At 61.7% G+C, this 3,934-nt stretch carries 5 protein-coding genes; all 5 read left to right on the forward strand.

Annotation, left to right across the window (positions count from 1 at the left end; translation table 11 throughout):
* Positions 1-637 (forward strand): branched-chain amino acid ABC transporter permease (locus AC1DWI_RS15905; RefSeq protein WP_477725191.1); only part of this gene is annotated, 637 nt, incomplete at its 5' end.
* On the forward strand, positions 634-1,344 hold the full coding sequence (locus tag AC1DWI_RS15910) for an ABC transporter ATP-binding protein (protein WP_477667964.1): 711 nt from the start codon (positions 634-636) through the stop codon (positions 1,342-1,344). The genes AC1DWI_RS15905 and AC1DWI_RS15910, both read left to right, overlap by 4 nt.
* 63 nt (positions 1,345-1,407) lie before the next feature.
* Positions 1,408-2,112 (forward strand): ABC transporter ATP-binding protein, encoded by a 705-nt coding sequence (locus AC1DWI_RS15915; RefSeq protein WP_477667963.1) that lies wholly within the window; start codon positions 1,408-1,410, stop codon positions 2,110-2,112.
* Positions 2,113-2,164: 52 nt separating this feature from the next.
* Positions 2,165-2,932 (forward strand): putative hydro-lyase, encoded by a 768-nt coding sequence (locus AC1DWI_RS15920; protein WP_477725192.1) that lies wholly within the window; start codon positions 2,165-2,167, stop codon positions 2,930-2,932.
* A gap of 49 nt (positions 2,933-2,981) precedes the next feature.
* A partial coding sequence (locus AC1DWI_RS15925) for a TRAP transporter substrate-binding protein (protein ID WP_477725193.1) occupies positions 2,982-3,934 on the forward strand: 953 nt, incomplete at its 3' end.

The raw sequence follows: 3,934 nt of genomic DNA on the forward strand, positions 1-3,934 counted from the left end.
TTACGGCGGTGCGGCGGTCGGGCTTTACGTGCCGATGGACAAACAAGGCTGGCTCTGGCTGAACTTCGCCACCAAATTGCCGTACTACTGGTTGGCACTGGGGCTGCTGATCATCACCTTGGGCGCGAACTGGTGGATAGAGCGCAGCTACCTCGGCTACTACTTCAGGGCCATCAAAGATGAACCCGACGCGGCCCGCAGCATTGGCGTGAACATCGCCCGCTACAAGCAGGTCGCGCTGTCGGTCAGCGCTTTCCTCACGGCAGTTGGTGGAAGCCTGTATGCGCAGAAAGAGCTTTACATCGATCCGAATTCGGTGCTCTCGACGGCGCTCTCCATCAAGATGGCGCTGGTGTCCATCCTGGGGGGCGTGGGTACCCTGTTTGGGCCGGTCGTAGGCGCGGTGGTGCTGACCAGCATCGAAGAGTTCACCCGCATCGCTTTCGGCGGCACAGGCCGTGGCACCGATGTCATTATTTATGCGAGCCTCATCATCGTGATCGCAGTCTTTTATCCCACGGGCCTCATTGGCTGGCTGCGCAGCTTCCGGGAGCGCCGCGAGGCACGCGCCGATGCATCGCGGCAGATGGCGGTGCCCACCGCCGCCGTGCAGAACGCCGGCGAGGAGGCCGTATGAAGTTGCTGGAAGTCAAACAGGTCAGCAAGCGTTTCGGCGGGCTGGTCGCCAACCAGGATGTTTCCTTCAGCGTGGACACCGGGCAGGTGGTGGGCCTGATCGGCCCCAACGGAGCCGGAAAGACCACGATGTTTAATTGCGTGGCGGGGTATTTTGCCCCCACGGCCGGTAGCATCATGCTGGGCGGCCGCGACATCGCAGGCCTGCCGCCCGAAACATGCGCCCGCGCCGGTGTGGCGCGGACTTTTCAGATTGCGCGCACCTTCACCAGCATGACGGCCTGCGAGAACGTGATGACCGCGGCCATGCTGCTGCAGCACAACGTTGCGAAGGCACGTCGGGCTGCCATGGACTGGCTGGCTTTTGCCGGGCTTGAACGCTTTGCCGACCGGCCTGCCGCCAGCATGACCATCAGCGAGCAGCGGCGCCTGGCCGTGGCGCGTGCGCTGGCCATACAGCCGCGCATCCTGCTGATGGATGAAGTGATGGCGGGGCTCAATCCGTCGGAAGTTCGCGAAGCGGTGGACGTCGTTCTCAAGATCCGGGACAAGGGCATTGCGTGCCTGATCGTCGAACATGTGCTGGAAGGCATCATGCCGATCGCCGACAAGATCGTCGTGCTGGACCGCGGCGTGAAGATCGCCGAAGGCACGCCGCAGGAGGTGTCGAATGATGCCGCCGTGATCACTGCTTACCTGGGAGACTGAAAGTGACTTTCCCTCACGCTTATTGCATTCCCCGCCACGTGGCGCGGATCGAAGGGCAGCACCATGCTTGAAATCAAAAATCTCAAGGTCTGCTACGACGACGTACTGGCCATCTCCGACGTCAGCCTCCAGGTCGAACCCGGCAAGATCGTGGCGCTGGTGGGCGGCAACGGAAACGGCAAGTCCACCACCTTGCGCGCCGTGGCAGGCCTCAATGCCGCCGCAGCGGGCAGTATTACCTTCAACGGTGAGCCGGTTCACCGCATGCCGGCGCACAAACGCGTTCCGCTGGGCCTGTCGCTGGTGCCGGAAGGCCGGCGCCTGTTTCCCCGGCTGACAGTGCTTCGCAACCTGGAGCTCGGTGCTTTCACACGCATGGACAAGCACGAGGTGGCGCAGGGCATTGAAGAGATGCTGCAACTGTTCCCAATCCTCAAGGAACGCGCCACACAACTGGCCGGCACCATGAGCGGCGGTGAGCAGCAGATGCTGGCCATCGCCCGTGGGCTGATGGCACGCCCCAAGCTGCTGATGCTGGATGAGCCGTCGTGGGGCATCGCGCCCAAGTTTGTGACCAAGGTGCTGGAGGTTATCCAGCAGGTCAATGCCACCGGTGTGTCGATATTGCTGGTGGAACAGAACCTGCAAAAGGCCCTGGGAATCGCGCATTACGGCTATGTCATCCAGACCGGCCGTATCGTGATGCAGGGCAAGGGGCATGAGCTCCTCAACGATGACCGGATCAAAAAGGCCTACCTGGGCCTTTGACGGAAAAGCCGCTGTACCACCCTATTTTTTTCCAATCAAGCTTTACCCAGCCATGAACAAGATTTTTGATCGTCCTGCAGACCTCCGGATGGCCAGCCGCTGCGGCGAGTTTGCCCTGCCCACCGCGGGACACGCGAACGGCCATATCCAGGCCAACCTCATGATCGTGCCGCAGGCACAGGCCTTTGACTTCCTGTTGTTTTGCCAGCGCAACCCCAAGCCCTGCCCGCTGGTGGAGGTTCTGAAGCCGGGCGCCACGGAGCCTTTGTGCGCACCGGGGGCGGACATCACGACCGACATTCCGGGCTACCGCGTTTACCGCGACGGCGAGTTTGTCGAAGAGCGGGGCGAGATCCGTTCGATCTGGAAGGACGACTATGTAGCCTTCCTGATCGGCTGCAGCTTTTCTTTCGAGGCCGCGGTCACCCAGGCCGGCATTCCGTTGAGGCATGTCGAGCAGGGCCGCAATGTCTCGATGTTCCGTACCAGTCTCCAGTGCCAGCCCGCTGGTGTGTTCAGCGGCGAAATGGTCGTCACCATGCGGCCCATCAAGAGCCGCGATGTGGCAAAGGTGGTGGAGATTTCTGGCCGGTTTGACGTTGCGCATGGTGCGCCCGTTCACATCGGCAATCCGGAGGCGATCGGCATCACCGACCTGTCGCGACCGGATTACGGCGATGCGGTCGACATCAAGGATGATGAAATCCCGGTGTTCTGGGGTTGCGGCGTCACGCCGCAATGGGTTGCCCAGAAGAGCCGACTGTCGATGTGCATCACCCATGYGCCGGGCAAGATGTTTGTGACAGACCTGAAAGGGTGAGTTCCATGCACCCGCCGCCGGGCTAATTCTCAACTCCCAAGGAGTTCCCATGAAAGCAGTTTTAATAGCCGTGCTCGTCACGGCGGGGGCAGCGCACGCCCAGACAACCTGGAAGCTGGCCACGGGCTACCGGGCAGAGTCCTTCCATACGCAGAACCTCCTGCAATTTGGGCGCGATGTGGATCTGGCCACGCGTGGACAGCTGGTCATACAGGTGTACCCCAACAACACCCTGGCCAAGCTGGCGGACATCAGCGCGGCCGTGCAGCAGGGAAAGGCCGAAGCGGGCGAGACCATCATGGCGAGCATGGTCAAGGAAATTCCGCTGGCTGGCGCGGACTCCATTCCCTTCGTCGTGGCCTCGTACAAGGACGCGCAGCGCCTCTGGAAGCTGCAGCGCCCCGGCCTTGAAAAGCATTTCACCGAGCATGGCATGAAGCTCCTCTACGCCGTGCCTTGGCCGCCGCAAGGCCTGCATTCGAACAAGCCGGTGCGGGGCCCGACGGACTTTCGCGGTACCCAGATGCGCACCTACAACCAGACCACCATGCGTATCGCTGAAATGCTGGGCGCCAAGCCGGTGGATGTGGCCATGGTCGATGTAGGCAAGGCATTGGCCGAAGGCCGGATGGACAACATGATCACGTCGGCGCTGACTGGTGTGGAGAACAAGGTGTGGGGCCCGATCAAGTATTACTACGAGATCAATGCGTGGTTCCCCAAAAATGCGGTGTTTGTGAACAGCAAGGTCTTTGATGCACTGAAGCCCGAGGCGCGCGCTGCCGTGCTCAAAGCGGCGGGCGAGGCGGAAGTCCGCGGCTGGCAGGCCAGCCAGGCGCTGGCGACCAGCGCGACCGAGGAATTGCGCGCCAACGGCGTGAAGATAGAACGCATTCCCCCCGAGCTGGACACTGAGATCAAGCGCATGGGCGAGAAGTTCTCGCGCGAGTGGATACGATCGGTGGGCAATGAAGCCAATGATATTTTCGTGCCGTACTACAT

It is taken from the genome of Polaromonas sp. P3_C2 (assembly GCF_056402675.1).

Excerpts from the sequence above, each read along its gene's own strand:
- AC1DWI_RS15915 (WP_477667963.1), top strand. The coding sequence starts at position 1,408 with ATGCTTGAAATCAAAAATCTCAAGGTCTGCTACGACGACGTACTGGCC.
- AC1DWI_RS15910 (WP_477667964.1), top strand. The coding sequence starts at position 634 with ATGAAGTTGCTGGAAGTCAAACAGGTCAGCAAGCGTTTCGGCGGGCTG.